We start from the raw sequence: 12,261 nt of genomic DNA on the forward strand, positions 1-12,261 counted from the left end.
CGCTTACAGCGAACCACGCTCCAACAGCGGGCAAGGCACTTTCACCGTCTCACGCTGCTCCCGCTGCTCAATCACATGCAGCGCCGCAAGGCGGCCCAGCTCGTAATGCGGCAGTTGCACCGTCGTCAATGCCGGCAGGAACAGCTCGCCGGTGCCGACCATATTGTCGTAACCCAGCACCGCTACCTGTTGCGGTATCCGCCATCCTTGCGCCAGCAATACCTGATACACCAGAAAGGCTATCCGATCGTTCCCGCACACCACGACATCGCAATCGCGCCTGCCTGCAGAGAAATGCCGCTCCAGCAGCGCGACGCAGTCGCGATAGCTTTGGTCGCCGCCGCTCAGATCGAGATGATACTGCCGCAGTTGTTCAACATCGCGCCCCGCTTCGCGCCAGGCGCGTTCCAGACCGCGACGGCGCAGGCCCGCCGCCAGCGTATCCGCCGGTAAATGAATGCACAGTGGCGCGCGATAGCCTTTGGCGATCAGCGCGCGCATGGCGTCATACTGCCCTTGCTCGTCATCAGGAATGTAGCTGGCGATCGAATGCGCCGGGCTGACGCAGTTGGCCAGCACCAGCTTTTTGTCCAGCAGTTTGGCCGGCAATGTCACCTCGCGCAGCCCCATCGTGGTGAAGATCACCCCATCCGGACGATGCGCCAGCAGCAGATCGACGGTCTGTTCGGCGTTGTCGTCGGCAAACAGGTTGACGACGAAGCTGTTCCAGCCTCGCTCGCGCGCGGTTTTCTCAATCGACAGGATCATTTCCACCGAGAACGGCGTCGTGGCGGTGTCCAGTGCCAGCACGCCGAGCGTCTGCACGCGATTTCCGTCACCGCGAATACGCCGCGCCGACAGATCCGGCACGTAGTCCAACTGGTCGATAGCCTGTTTGACGCGGCGGTAGGTTTCCGGCCGCAGCTTGCCGGGTTCATTGATGGCGCGGGACACCGTCATCAACGAGACTCCGGCAAGTTTTGCGACGTCTTTCAGCGAAGCCATGCGCCCTTCTTTATGATTAATGGGGAAAAGTGAATAATCCCATAACCGGGCGCAGGACTCTACTCTGTGTTAGCAGGCTGTGATGTTCGCCCACAGAAGAGCGCCGTCGGCCGTCAGCGGCGCCACTTCACCGCCCGCCGCCTGCGCCGCCCACCAGACGCCCTCGCGCGCCCGCAGTTTGCCGCCCCCCGGCAGCGACCAGACCCCGCTCAGCACATACAGCACGCCTGCCCGATTGGGCAGCAGGGTGACGGGCGCCGTGCTGCGCCGCACCTCGGCCGCCTGCCGGCCGCGGCGCGTCATGATGTTGAAATCCTGGCTGGCGCCGCCCAGCAGCGTCGCTTCCAGCGCCACGTCGCCGGAGAACGCGAACGGCTCCCCGACGCGCGCCAATTGATGGTCGATATGCCCGGCGCTGAACAGCCGCACGCCGTCGCCCTCCAGCAAAGTGATCGAGCGGTCGATGCCTGCAAAGGCGGAAAACGGCCCGTCCTGTGCGATGGTGGCGATGCTGGCGCGCCAGTCAAAATCCTGCGCGCCCGGCGGCCAGCTGACGATTTCACGGGTTTCCCCACCGCCGTTGCGCCACGGGCTGACCGGCAGCGCGGCGAAGCTAAAACGGGTCAGGCTCATTACGCCTCCTGCTGAAAGGTTTTCAGCACCTGCAGGAACTCGGCGCCGCTCTGCTGCTGTAGCGCGTGCCGCCCCTGCTCGATCACCTGCCGGCCGCCGACGAACACGTCGCGAATTTGCTCTTTACCGCCGGCGAACAGCCAGCGGTTGAGGATCGAGGCGTCCGGCGCCGCCGCCAGATACGGATCGTCGCCGTCCAGCACCAGCCAGTCGGCGCGATAGCCGCTCTGCAACCGGCCGATCGGCGCGCCGCACGCCTGCGCACCACCCTGCAGCGCCTGCAGGTACAGCACATCGCCCACCGCCGACTGTTCCGGCGTCGTCAGACGGTTGCGGCGCTGATCGCGCAGCCGCTGGCCGTATTCGAACCAGCGCAACTCTTCCACCACGTTGAGCGAAACGTGGCTGTCGGAACCGATGCCCCAGCGCCCCTGCTGCTGCAGGTAAGCGTAGCCGGGGAAGATGCCGTCGCCGAGGTTGGCTTCGGTGGTCAGGCACAGCCCGGCCACCGCGCGGCTGCGCGCCAGCGCTTCAAGCTCGTCGCGATCCAGATGGGTGGCGTGCACCAGGCACCAGCGCTGATCGACCGGCAGATGGTCATACAGCCAGGCCACCGGGCGCTGCCCGCTCCACGCCAGGCAGTCGTTCACCTCTTTTTGCTGCTCGGCGATATGAATATGCACCGGCAAGGTGCGATCCGCCGCGGCCAAAATCTGCTGCATCTGGCCCAGCGCCACCGCGCGCAGCGAGTGGAAGCACAGCCCCTGATTCTGCAACGGACGATCCGCCAGCTGACGGGCAATCACCTGCTGCTGGTGCAGGTAGCTTTCGGTATCCTGAATAAAACGCTTCTGCCCCGGCTGCGCCGGCTGCGCGCCGAAACCGGCGTAGCTGTACAGCACCGGCAGCATCGTCATGCCGATGCCGGCCTGATGCGCGGCCTCGCTGAGGCGGCCGGTCATTTCACCGCGATCGGCGTAAGGCTTACCGTCGGCGTCGTGATGCAGGTAGTGGAATTCGGCCACCTGGGTGTATCCGCCCTTGAGCATTTCGATATACAGTTGACGGGCGACTACCTCCACCTGCTCCGGCGTCAGGCGCTGCACCAGGCGGTACATCAGATCGCGCCAGGTCCAGAAGCTGTCCTGCGGGTTGCCCGCCACTTCCGCCAGCCCGGCCATCGCGCGCTGGAAAGCGTGAGAGTGCAGGTTCGGCATGCCCGGCACCGCGTCGCCGTGCAGCCGGGTGCAGCCTTGCGGCTCAGCGTCGGCGGTAACTTGAGTCAGATAACCTTGCGCATCGACGTCCAGCCGGACGTTATGCGCCCAGCCCTCAGGGAGCAAAGCGCGTGGGGCAAAATAAGCAGGCATGGCAGTATTCCACTGTTGGTGTAACGGCGAATGAGGCGCGGCGATGGCGCGCCTTCGGGAATTTTTGGCGGCCGCCGGCAAGTTTCTGGCGCGACGGCCACTAGTTGTATATACATATACATACGCCGACATCAACAGTAAACTGGTGTTATTATTTTTTTATTTGACGAGGTTAACGTCGTGGCTGAACAACAGACCGTGTTACAACTGGCGGCTGCAATGAGCGATGCCCCCGCCCCGATCTACCAACGGGTCAAACAGGCGATCGTGAATCAAATCCGTGCGGGGCATTGGCAACCGCACCAGCGCGTGCCCTCCGAAAGTGAACTGGTGGCGGAACTGGGCGTCAGCCGCATGACCATCAACCGCGCGCTGCGCGAGCTGACCAGCGAAGGCTTTTTGATCCGCATGCAGGGCGTCGGCACCTTCGTCGCCGAAGCCAAGGCGCATACCGCGCTGCTGGAAGTGCACAACATCGCCGATGAGATCGCCGCGCGCGGTCATCGCCACAGCAGCAAAATCCTCGAGCTGAAGGCCCGTGCGGCCAGCGAGGAAGAAGCGACGGCACTGGGCATTCACCCCGGCCAACGGCTGTTCTACTCGCAGATCGTGCATTACGAAAACGATGTGCCGGTGCAGGTGGAAGACCGCTGCGTCAACCCGCTGGTGGCGCCGGATTACCTGAAGCAGGATTTCGATCGCGTCACGCCTTACACCTACCTGACGCAGGCCGCGCCGCTGACCGCCGGCGAACACATCGTCGAAGCGGTGATCCCCACCCGGCGCGAGCGCGAGCTGCTGCAGCTGGAGGACCACGAACCCGGCCTGCTGATCCATCGCCGCACCTGGTCCGGCAAAACCGTGGTGACCTCGGCCCGGCTGCTGTACCCCGGCAGCCGTTATCAACTGTTCGGCCGCTTCACCAGCGAAGTCTGATCCCCGGCGGGCGCGCCCTGCGCCCGCATCTCCGCTATCGATCACATCCTGATAACAAAATTTCGCCCGCCCCTTGTGACATCCCGATGAATGCGTTAGGTTGTTTTTAATTGTATATACAACCATGTGGGAGCTGCGGCTCCGGCGGAGGAAAGCAATGACGTCTGAGATTCACTGTGACAGCCTGTGGCACGGCGCCGATATCGTCACCATGCGCGACGGCAAGTATCACACCCTGACCGACGGCGCGATCGCCGTGCGCGACGGCAAGATCGTCTGGATTGGCGAACATGCGGCGCTGCCGTCCGGCCTGATCGCGGACGAAACGGTGAAATTCGACGGCGGCATCATCACCCCCGGCTTTGTTGACTGCCACACGCACCTGGTATTCGGCGGCAATCGCAGCGGCGAGTTCGAACAGCGGCTGAACGGCGTGAGCTACGCCGAGATCGCCGCGCAGGGCGGCGGCATCATTTCCACGGTGAAAGCCACCCGCGCGGCCGACGAAGCGCTGCTGCTGGAGCAGGCGCTGTTCCGCCTGCGGCCGCTGCTGGCGGAAGGCGTCACCTGCGTGGAGATCAAATCCGGTTACGGCCTCAGCCCGGAAAGCGAACTGAAGATGCTGCGGGTGGCGCGCAAATTGGGCGAGCTGTTGCCGGTCGAGGTGAAAACCACCTGTCTGGCGGCCCATGCGCTGCCGCCGGAATACGCCAACCGCGCCGACGACTACATCAACCTGGTCTGCGACACCATCATCCCGCAGGCGGCGGCAGCCGGCCTGGCGGATGCGGTTGACGCCTTCTGCGAACATCTGGCGTTCTCGCCGGCGCAGGTGGAGCGGGTCTTCGCCGCCGCCGAAGCCGCCGGTTTGCCGGTCAAGCTGCACGCCGAGCAGCTCTCCGCCCTCGGCGGCAGCACGCTGGCGGCGCGCCATCACGCGCTTTCCGCCGACCATCTCGAATACGCCACCGAACAAGATGCCCGCGCCATGGGCGACGCCGGCACCGTGGCGGTGCTGCTGCCCGGCGCCTATTACCTGCTGCGCGAAACCCAGTGCCCGCCGGTAGAGCTGTTCCGCAAGCACCAGGTGGCGATGGCGATCGCCAGCGACGCCAACCCCGGCACCTCGCCGGCGCTGTCGCTGCGCCTGATGACCAACATGGCCTGCACGCTGTTCCGCCTGACGCCGGAAGAAGCGTTGGCGGGCGTCACCACCCACGCCGCCAAAGCGCTGGGGCTGCAACACAGCCACGGCACGCTGGAAACCGGCAAGGTGGCGGACTTCGTTCACTGGCCGCTGTCGCGGCCGGCGGAACTGGCTTATTGGTTGGGCGGTCAGCTGCCCTGTACGGTGATTTTCCGAGGAGAAGTACGTCAATGACCATTCGCGATCCTTTTAGCTTCCAGAGCGGCACCCTGCCGCTGCTGATCAGCATCCCGCACGCCGGCACGCAACTGACGCCGGCGGTCGAGGCCGGGCTGACCGACGACGCCCGCCCGCTGCCCGATACCGACTGGCACATACCACAGCTGTACGAGTTCGCCCGGGCGATGGGCGCCAGCGTGCTGGTCGGCAACTATTCGCGCTTCGTCATCGATCTGAACCGCCCGGCGGACGACAAGCCGCTGTACACCACCGCCACCACCGGTCTGTATCCCGACGTGCTGTTCGACGGCCGCCCAAGCTTCCTGCCGGGCAAAGCGCCGACGGACGCAGAGCGCGCCGGCTATCTGCAGCAAATTTGGCAACCTTATCATCAGCAACTGCAAGACGAACTGGCGCGCCTCAAAGCGCGGCACGGCTATGCGCTGCTGTTCGACGCGCACTCCATCGCCTCGGTGATCCCGCGGCTGTTCGAGGGCAAGCTGCCGGATCTCAATCTCGGCACCAACGGCGGCGAAAGCTGCGCCCAGGCGCTGAGCGATCGGCTGGTCGCCTGCTGCGAGCAGCAACAGCAGTACACCCACGTGCTGAACGGCCGCTTCAAAGGCGGTTACATCACCCGCGCCTACGGCCAGCCGCAGCAGCAACAGCATGCGATCCAGCTTGAGCTGGCGCAGGTGAGCTACATGTCCGAACAGTATCCTTACGCGTTCGAACCGCAGCGCGCCGCCTCGCTGCAGCGCCTGCTCAAGCAGATGATTGAAGGCCTGTTGGACGGCGCCGCCAGACTGAACTGATCCCCTTTGCAGGCGCCGCCGGGCGCCTGTCTCTCCCCCTGCCTTTAACCGCATCGTCAGCCGCGTTCTGCGCGCCATATCAAAGTTTCGCGTGATTCCCCACCGACTGGTCTAAACAGCGCACAAAACAGCGGCCGACGAAAAACGCACTGCGCCACAATCAGCCGAAAAGCCCGCGCTCCTCGTCAGCGCCGGGCGGCGTGTGGCCGAGCTGGCCCGTTTCGAACCATCACTCTGGAGGCCCTATGTCTGTAACACCGTTAAACTGGCGCGCTGCCGGCGCCGTTGCCGAACAATTGCTGGCCGGCTGGCAACGGCATGGCGAACCCGGCGGCGCTATCACCCTGTTTGACGCCGAACAACTCCGCGCCACCGCCTGCGCCGGCCTGGCCGATCTGGCGCAGAATACCCCCTTCACCGCCGACAGCGTGGTGCGCTACGCCTCCGTGACCAAACATATCTTCGCCGCGCTGGCGCTGAACGCCACCGATCGCGCCATTCAGCTGGAGCAACGCCTGGGCGAACTGCTGCCCGCCCTGCAACCCGCGCTGGCGGACGTCACCGTCGGCCAGGCGCTGGACATGACCGGCGGCCTGCCCGACGTGCGCGAGACGCTCGGCCTGCTCGGCATCTCGCTGCACGTCGTCAGCGAGGCGCAGCCGGTGATGCAGTTTGTCGAGGGGTTGGAAAGATTGAACTACGAAGCCGGCAGCGAGGTCGCCTACAGCAATACCGGCTATCGGCTGCTGGAGGCCGCGCTGCGCAGCAAGGGGTATGATTTCGACCAACTGGTGCAACAGCACATCGCCCGGCCGCTGCAGGTGCAGATGCGGGCGCCGGAAAGCTGGTTCGACGTGGTGCCGGGGTTGGTGCCGGGTTACTGGCGAGCGCCGCAGGGCTGGCAACACGCCAGCGCCGGCCTGCACCTTTCCGCCTCCGGCAGCCTGACCGGCAGCCTCAACGCCCTCACCCGCTGGCTGCAGACGCTGCTGGCCGACGAAGGCCCCGGCCGGGGCGTGCTGGCGCAACTCGGCGCCCCGCGCCGCCTCAATCAGGGTCAGCTCAGCACCTATGGCCTGGGGCTGGCGCAAACCCCGCTGGGCCGCCGCCGCTTGCTCGGCCACGGCGGTTCCCACGCCGGTTACAAAACCTATTTCCTGCTGGCGCCCGATCGCCAGACCGGCGTCGCGCTGGTGGCCAACCGCGAAGACTGCGACAGTTTCGGTATGGCTTTGCAGGTGATGGCGGCGCTGCTGGGCGAACCGCTGCCGCAGCGCAGCATGGCGATCCCCGACGGCCTTTACGCCACGCCGGCGGAGCCGCACTGGCTGGAGGTCAAAAATGGCAACCTGGCCTATTTGGGCAGCGGTGAACCGCTGTATCAGGGCGAGGACGGCTACGCGGTGTCGCTGTCCGCCCATATGCCAATCAAATTGAAGTGGACCGGCGAAGCGGTCGAGGGCGAAGTCGGGCATGTGGCACGCCGTTTTCTGCCGGTCACGGCCAACGGCGACTGCCTGAAGCATGTGCAGGGGCTGTGGTATCACCCGCACTATCGCACCGCCTTTGAAATTCGCGGCGATCGGGTGCATATCGGCGTCGGCCCGGCGGCGCAGACCGGGACGCTCAGCCCGCTCGGCCAGGGCCGCATGCTGGTGGAGTGCCAGGACGGCCCGTGGTTAAAACGCTTTTGCCTCTATTTCCGCGGTTACAACGTGGATCTCATCGCCAACCGCAGCCGGATGCTGACCTTCCGCCGCAGCACCGTCGGCCGCGACTGACGCTCAGCGTGCGCTGCCGGTTTTGACCGCCAGCAGCGCATCCGCCAGCCGCCGTTTGTCGGCGGCGCTGAGATTCACCTGATCCACGGACGCCATAAACGCCGCCCGATCCGCCTCGCCGAGCGGGCCGGCGCGCAGCCGCTCCGCCAGCCGTTGCAATATCTGGCTGCTCAGCTGTGCGATCTGCGGGCGCACCTGCGCCAACGGCCGCGGCTGCCAGCCGGGTTCCGGGCTCGCCAGCCAGTCGGCGCGATAGCGGTACTGAATCGCCTTGGCGGCGTCCATCTGCGCGGCGATAAAAGGCCGCACCGACGCCGGCTCCAACCCCAAACGCCCCGCCTCCGCCTGCGCGCTGGCCAACACCTTCGCCTCCTGCGCCAGGTCTTCGATCGGCAAATGCCGCTGCGCCTTGTAACCGGCGACGTCCTTCATCAACGACAGCCGTTGGTTCACCAGCTCGCCGATAGCGGCAGCGCCCTCTGCCAACGCGGGAAAACTGGTCAAACAGCAGGCTATCAATAACGCCCTGAACATGGCGCCTCCCTTATGATGCAGTGAAAACGTAAGGCCCAAAGTTCACCACGTCCGCCCCGCGCTGGCAAATAAAAAGGCCCCGCCGCAGCGAGGCCCGATAACGCTCGACAAACCTTAGTCGAACACGCCGTTGATGACGGAAGCCACAATCGCGGTGCTGAGTGCGACCAGCACCAGATCGTCGCCGGCGATACGCCACTCATAACCCGGGTACTGCGGCAGATCGCGCAGCATCGAGTAAGGCACCACTTTTTTGGCGATGCCCGGCGGCAGCGGTTTACCGCGCGCCAGATTCTTGGCGATGCCCGGTGGCAGCGAGCTGTAGCCGGTCAGGCCGTAGTTGCGCGCCAGCGAACGGGCGCGGTCGCGCGAGAGGCTGACGGAAACCAGATTATCGTCGTTTCTATAGCCGCCTTTATCTTTATTGCCTTTGTTGCCGTTGTTGCCATGGTTACCGCTATTACCGTGATTGCCGCTGTTGCCATGGCCATTACCGTTGCCGTTACCATTGCCGCCTTTGTCAGCCAGGGCCGGGGCGGATGACAACCCCAGCGACGCGATCAGCGCCAACACCGTGAGGGTCGTACGACGTTTGTTCATGTTGTGTATTCCTGCTTGGGGGGACTCTGTTGACTATAGCGGGTCTTTTCCGGACGAAGTATAAGGAAAACTCCGAGATAACGGTGCGGTTTGACGGCAGTCGCGCCAATAGTTTGTTTCAACGCAACACGCCTCGAGAATTCCGAAGCTTACCTCAGATTTTTCTTGAAGAAAAATAAGCCTTACGCTAGCGTGGGAGGGTAACAAAAAAGAGTTAGCATGCTCTTTTTCGTCGCACCTCAAATCTTATTCTTATCATCCATAATGATAATAGCGAACACTTCCCGCCTCTCCGTGCGGGATTCTTTTTCCCGCCGCTGTCGCCCCAATCTGGTGCTTTATGTTGAGATTTGGTTGCCAATAATTTACATTCGCTGTCTGAGAAACCTCAACCTCCCGCGGTGGCCAGGCTGGCAACGGGTGGGCGTTCAGGAGCAAAAGACGTGCAAATGACCCTCATGGAATACATCACTCGCCACTTTAACGGCGATCTTCATCGTTACGCGCAGTCTGAAGGCGTCAGCCGTGAACAAATCATTAGTTGGATAAATAATGAATGTCACGTGATCAAAGGCAGGCTGTTTATGCCGGTGAAGCATCTCCCGGTTGAACAAGCCCAGTGATGACAAAAAAAACCCCGCCAGGCGGGGTTTTCTGTTTCTGATAACACGGAAAATCAGAAGTTATAGCCGACCACGAGGTAATAACCCCAGCCGGTAGACTTGATCGGGCCCTGCGGGGTGCCGATATCCGCGCCATCCTGCCACTGGCCGCCGTTATGGAAGTAACGCGCCACGAAAGAATAGTGCCAGTGATCGTAGTTCAGCGCCAAAATATGGCTGGAGGCGATCGAGTTGCTGGTGCGCACCTGTTTGCCGGTGCCGTCAACCCAATGGCTGTCCTTGCCCAGATCGGAACCGAAGTCGAAGTTGGTGAAGCCGATGTAGCTCAGGTTGCCGCCCCACACCTGGGTCAGCGGCACGAAGTATTTCACCTTGAAGCGGTAACCGTCCCAGCTGTTCTCGTTGGCGGCCTGGTAATTTTCCCACTGGTATTTGGCATAGATGTTCATCGACAGGCTCATCGGCAGGCCGGTGTCGATATCGGTGCCCAGACCCATGTACCAGGTGTTCTGACGGCCGTCGGCGTTGTGGCCCAGATCATAGATGTAGTTGTTGGCGAAGTACCACTCTTTGAACGGACCGAAGCTCAGATCGGTGCCGGTCAGCTTGTCGATGGAGAAGCGCGGTTCAATCTCCATAAACAGCGGGGAACCTTTGTCCCAGATGCCGCGATCCGGGGTATTGCCCACGCCGAAGAACTTCGGCACGTCAACGTAACCGTAGAAATCGAACCAGTCTTTCTTGGCGAAGGCTTCGTATTCGAGATACACGTCGTTATTCAGCTGCGGCCCGAAGCGGGTGTGGTAGCTGCCCACCACGTTGACGCTCTGGTGCCACCAGTCGGAGACATATTGACTGTCTTTGCTATCAGCCATTGATGATGCACTGTAAGACGCTGCGAGCAGTACACCTGCTGCGAGAGCTATTTTTTTCATTTTATTACCACATGCTTAAAGGGCCATTTCCTGCCCGTTTAGAAAAGATGACAATGAGTCTGCCGACACCTGGCGTTGTCTTCACACAGAAACTCGGATGACGCGCGCATTATAGAAACCACTGACTGTAAGAATCTGTGATCCAGTTACGCATTTCGCGAATAGGTAATCGATTGCGTTCACATTTGTCAAATTATGTTTCATGCAAATTCACATTCGCTGTGATTTTTGTCATGCACATCGATTTTTAGCGCAGTTTTTGAGCCAACTGTCATCAGGGCGTCACCTGCCCGCCATTGAGCCGCGGCAAAGAAAAAGCCGACGTATAAACGTCGGCCTTCATCAAAATCAGTAAAAAATACGCAAAGCGAAATCAGTTCACCGCCGGCACCGCTTTGGCGATGTTTTCCTGGCGGAACGCCACCTCTTCGCCGTTTTTCACCTCCCAGCTGGCGACCGGGATATCGGTCTTGGGCGCCGCCGCGACGACCGAGCCGTAAATCAGCTTGTCGTCGCGGCGCAAAATATAAACGTCAAGCTGATATTCATGCCGCAAATTCGCCGTGGTCAGGCGCACGGTATCGCCGCGCTCGTAGTGATGCACGTCGATTTCGGGTTGTTGAATAAATTGAATGTCGCTTCTCATCGTCGTCGTTCCTTCAGGCAACATGGCTAGTTAAATTCTAGTTCAACATTGCGCCGACGGCGGATAATTTCCGTTAATTTCCACGGGTTGCCCGCCAACAGATCAGCGAGCCGAGAGTGACCATCGCCACGCCCTGCCAGAAATTGACGGTCAGCGAGGTGTGCAACACCAGCGCGGCGAACACCGCCGACAACACCGGGGTAAAATAAGAGACGGTCGCCAGCAGCGTCATGTTGCCGTGCAGAATGCCGACGTTCCAGGCGGCATACCCCGCCCCCATCGCCACCCCGGCGCACAGCAGCGTCACGATCACGCCGGCGCTGAACTGCATGCCGCTTTCCGCGCTGAAGGCATATTTAAGCCACAGCGCCAGCGCGGTCAGCACAATGAACAGCACCACGCCGTTGCTGCCCTGGGCGATCTTCTTGGTCAGGTTGCAGTACAGCGCCCAGATCACCGCGCCGCTGAACGCCAGCCCGTAGCTGAGCGGATTGCTGCGCACGTTGGCCAGCATCTGCGCCGGTGACCAGCCGCCCTCGCCGCTCATGATCCAGCCGATGCCGAACAGCGACAGCAGCAGCCCCGGCAGCAGCCACCATTTCGCCTTTTGGCCGTTGAGCGCCAGCGCCATCAGCACGGTGAAACAGGGCCACAGGTAGTTGATCATGCCCACTTCTATCGCCTGCAGGCGGGTATTGGCGTAGCCGAGCGACAGCGACAGGCAGATCTCGTAGCTGACGAACAGCAGGCTGCCGACGATGAGATAAGGCCGCGGAAAGCTGCGCCATTTCGGCACGCCGAGCGCCACCAGCAAAAACACCGCGCTGACGCTGTAGATCATCGCCGCGCCGCCGATCGGCCCCAGCCCTTCGCTGACGCTGCGGATCAGGCCGACGACGCTGCTCCACAACACAATAGCCAACAAACCGAACAGCGTGGCGCGGGTACGCGAGGGCAAAGCGGGCATAAGGCGAGTCCAATGGGTTATTTTTTATCAGGTTTTTCACTCTACTGCCG

General features: G+C 62.3%; 13 protein-coding genes. 5 read left to right on the top strand and 8 right to left on the bottom strand.

Annotated features, from left to right (window positions below):
- Positions 1–3 precede the first annotated feature (3 nt).
- The 3 genes from ACJ8HN_RS07365 to ACJ8HN_RS07375 all read right to left on the bottom strand — a co-directional run bounded on the left by ACJ8HN_RS07365 (position 4) and on the right by ACJ8HN_RS07375 (position 3,008).
- Positions 4–1,005 carry a LacI family DNA-binding transcriptional regulator gene (locus ACJ8HN_RS07365; protein WP_060387629.1) on the bottom strand — a complete coding sequence of 334 codons (1,002 nt, stop codon included), beginning with the start codon at positions 1,003–1,005 and terminating at the stop codon, positions 4–6.
- A 69-nt stretch (positions 1,006–1,074) separates the two neighbouring features.
- Positions 1,075–1,638, bottom strand: a complete 564-nt coding sequence (locus ACJ8HN_RS07370; RefSeq protein WP_442523219.1) for a HutD/Ves family protein — start codon at positions 1,636–1,638, stop codon at positions 1,075–1,077.
- Complete coding sequence (locus ACJ8HN_RS07375; protein ID WP_442523220.1) at positions 1,638–3,008, bottom strand: formimidoylglutamate deiminase; 1,371 nt, start codon at positions 3,006–3,008, stop codon at positions 1,638–1,640. Before ACJ8HN_RS07375 ends, ACJ8HN_RS07370 begins: the two co-directional genes overlap by 1 nt.
- A gap of 180 nt (positions 3,009–3,188) precedes the next feature.
- Here ACJ8HN_RS07375 and hutC point away from each other — a divergent pair, with 180 nt between their 5' ends.
- The 4 genes from hutC (at position 3,189) to ACJ8HN_RS07395 (ending at position 7,906) form a co-directional block, all read left to right on the top strand.
- On the top strand, positions 3,189–3,944 hold the full coding sequence (hutC, locus tag ACJ8HN_RS07380; RefSeq protein WP_033638258.1) for a histidine utilization repressor: 756 nt from the start codon (positions 3,189–3,191) through the stop codon (positions 3,942–3,944).
- Positions 3,945–4,101: 157 nt separating this feature from the next.
- The gene (gene hutI, locus ACJ8HN_RS07385) at positions 4,102–5,325 is read left to right on the top strand and encodes an imidazolonepropionase (protein ID WP_442523221.1); all 1,224 of its coding nucleotides are present in this window, start codon (positions 4,102–4,104) and stop codon (positions 5,323–5,325) included.
- Positions 5,322–6,125: an N-formylglutamate deformylase gene (gene hutG, locus ACJ8HN_RS07390; RefSeq protein WP_442523222.1), complete on the top strand. Its 804-nt coding sequence runs from the start codon at positions 5,322–5,324 to the stop codon at positions 6,123–6,125. The genes hutI and hutG overlap by 4 nt, the downstream gene beginning before the upstream one ends.
- Positions 6,126–6,370: 245 nt before the next feature.
- On the top strand, positions 6,371–7,906 hold the full coding sequence (locus ACJ8HN_RS07395; RefSeq protein ID WP_442523223.1) for a serine hydrolase domain-containing protein: 1,536 nt from the start codon (positions 6,371–6,373) through the stop codon (positions 7,904–7,906).
- Between the two features lie 3 nt (positions 7,907–7,909).
- Here the strand turns inward: ACJ8HN_RS07395 and ACJ8HN_RS07400 are convergent, their stop codons facing one another.
- Entirely contained in the window at positions 7,910–8,440 is a 531-nt protein-coding gene (locus ACJ8HN_RS07400) for a chorismate mutase (protein ID WP_033653884.1), read from the bottom strand.
- A 114-nt stretch (positions 8,441–8,554) separates the two neighbouring features.
- Complete coding sequence (locus ACJ8HN_RS07405; RefSeq protein WP_033646351.1) at positions 8,555–9,040, bottom strand: anti-virulence regulator CigR family protein; 486 nt, start codon at positions 9,038–9,040, stop codon at positions 8,555–8,557.
- 443 nt (positions 9,041–9,483) lie between these two features.
- Between ACJ8HN_RS07405 and ACJ8HN_RS07410 the strand changes: the two genes are divergently transcribed.
- Positions 9,484–9,663 (top strand): hypothetical protein, encoded by a 180-nt coding sequence (locus tag ACJ8HN_RS07410; RefSeq protein WP_025160261.1) that lies wholly within the window; start codon positions 9,484–9,486, stop codon positions 9,661–9,663.
- Between the two features lie 53 nt (positions 9,664–9,716).
- Here ACJ8HN_RS07410 and ACJ8HN_RS07415 read toward each other — a convergent pair whose 3' ends face one another.
- The 3 genes from ACJ8HN_RS07415 to yddG all read right to left on the bottom strand — a co-directional run bounded on the left by ACJ8HN_RS07415 (position 9,717) and on the right by yddG (position 12,211).
- Positions 9,717–10,598 (bottom strand): nucleoside-specific channel-forming protein Tsx, encoded by an 882-nt coding sequence (locus ACJ8HN_RS07415; protein ID WP_004941293.1) that lies wholly within the window; start codon positions 10,596–10,598, stop codon positions 9,717–9,719.
- Positions 10,599–10,971: 373 nt separating this feature from the next.
- On the bottom strand, positions 10,972–11,244 hold the full coding sequence (locus ACJ8HN_RS07420) for a hypothetical protein (protein WP_004941292.1): 273 nt from the start codon (positions 11,242–11,244) through the stop codon (positions 10,972–10,974).
- A gap of 73 nt (positions 11,245–11,317) precedes the next feature.
- A complete protein-coding gene (gene yddG, locus ACJ8HN_RS07425) occupies positions 11,318–12,211 on the bottom strand; it encodes an aromatic amino acid DMT transporter YddG (protein ID WP_033653883.1) in 894 nt (297 codons plus the stop codon).
- Positions 12,212–12,261 lie beyond the last annotated feature (50 nt).

It is taken from the genome of Serratia sp. CY29653 (genome assembly GCF_052169255.1).
In the GTDB taxonomy this organism is placed as follows: domain Bacteria; phylum Pseudomonadota; class Gammaproteobacteria; order Enterobacterales; family Enterobacteriaceae; genus Serratia; species Serratia sarumanii.